At 32.9% G+C, this 1333-nt stretch carries 3 protein-coding genes and 1 pseudogene; all 4 read left to right on the plus strand.

Annotation, left to right across the window (positions count from 1 at the left end; genetic code table 11):
• The first annotated feature begins 216 nt into the window (after nucleotides 1-216).
• Nucleotides 217-381, plus strand: a complete 165-nt coding sequence (locus AC1DSL_RS18285; RefSeq protein WP_477533343.1) for a hypothetical protein — start codon at nucleotides 217-219, stop codon at nucleotides 379-381.
• A 163-nt stretch (nucleotides 382-544) separates the two neighbouring features.
• Nucleotides 545-703 (plus strand): hypothetical protein, encoded by a 159-nt coding sequence (locus AC1DSL_RS18290; RefSeq protein ID WP_477533344.1) that lies wholly within the window; start codon nucleotides 545-547, stop codon nucleotides 701-703.
• Nucleotides 700-963 (plus strand): YhfM domain-containing protein, encoded by a 264-nt coding sequence (locus AC1DSL_RS18295; RefSeq protein WP_477533345.1) that lies wholly within the window; start codon nucleotides 700-702, stop codon nucleotides 961-963. Before AC1DSL_RS18290 ends, AC1DSL_RS18295 begins: the two co-directional genes overlap by 4 nt.
• A gap of 133 nt (nucleotides 964-1096) precedes the next feature.
• Nucleotides 1097-1333: pseudogene (locus tag AC1DSL_RS18300) on the plus strand (stage II sporulation protein M); the annotation flags it as partial.

Raw genomic sequence — 1333 nt, forward strand, 5'->3', positions numbered from 1 at the left:
GTTGGTAAGAGAAATGGGTGAAAGTTGGTTCGAGAGAAATATATTAACTATTGAAAAGGCTATTGTCTTCGTCAGGGAAGAACTGAAGAAAGAGTATCCAGAGGATAATGGCTGCTTTACTTCAAGAAGGTGTGAAGCATTTTTGTTCACTAACTAATAAATCGTAAACACATTCCTAATTATGATATAATTACCAAAATTAGAGGAGGCTTATAAATGGGCTATGATTCAGTTTTGGCTTTTTTACCAATCATAACTATCTTTTTTTACATAGCACCAGTTGTATTTGTGATTTGGTTTATGATTAAATTCTTAAAAATACAGCAGGAAAAGAACAAAATACTACGTACTATTTCTGACAAACTAGATAAGCTAAATTAGACGGGGAAACCCGTCATTTTTCATGTCACAGTTTGTGTCAACTCTAAAATAAGTCTTCTTCAAATCACGGGTGCTTTACTTCAATAARRAGTAAGGCCTTTWTCTTCTTTAACTAACGGGGCAGGTTAGTTTAATAAGAAAGTAAAGATAAGGGGGGAATAGATTGAGAAAAATAATACTGTTTTTTTCTCTACTAAGCGTTCTGCTAGTTACTTCGGGTTGTTTGGATGAAATGATTGGCCAAAAAATAACTATACAGAAACGAACTGGTGAAGAAAACATTTTTGAAGACTTCGAAGAAGTCACTCAAAAAAACAGGTGAAAAAAGCGATAGATATAGTTAATAATGCTAATTGGGAAAATGAAAAAGTAGAAATGGCACGCTATGCTGACTACCAATTTCAATTTCCGTCTAAGAATAGCAACGGCAGCGAAGACAAAATAGCGTCTTATTTACTATGGATTAGCCCAAATGATGAAAATCTAGAGATAGTTACCGATAGCGATAGATATGTAAAATTAACAAAGCAAGATTCAGCAGACCTATATGAAATTTTAACAGGAGAAGAATTAATAAAATAATTCCATGTCTTCATATACTCTTCAACTAACGGGCGCTTTAGTTGAATAACCGGCAGCCTTTACAAGGCGGCCATATAGTTGAATAATATGATAATGTATTAGCTATATAAATTAAGGAGGGTGGTTCTAAATTATGGTGTCTACTATGCCAAAAATTATAGTTAAGAGAGCTGTTAAATTTTTTTTATTTGCAGCAGCCATAACAATTATTGCAACTATAATAACCTACATAATCAATCCGGATTTAAAAGAAGTAATGGAAGGAGCAAAAAGTAAGTTATCGAACCAAGTAAAAGAATCTACAGGCATAGATAAACTATGGTCCTATATTGTTAATAACGGATTTATGGTTCCCTTACAAATGCTTATC

Source organism: Paenisporosarcina sp. P4_D4, from assembly GCF_056401835.1.

Bases quoted from the DNA above. Each gene is read 5' to 3' on its own strand.
- AC1DSL_RS18285 (WP_477533343.1), top strand. From the start codon at position 217: ATGGGCTATGATTCAGTTTTGGCTTTTTTACCAATCATAACTATCTTT.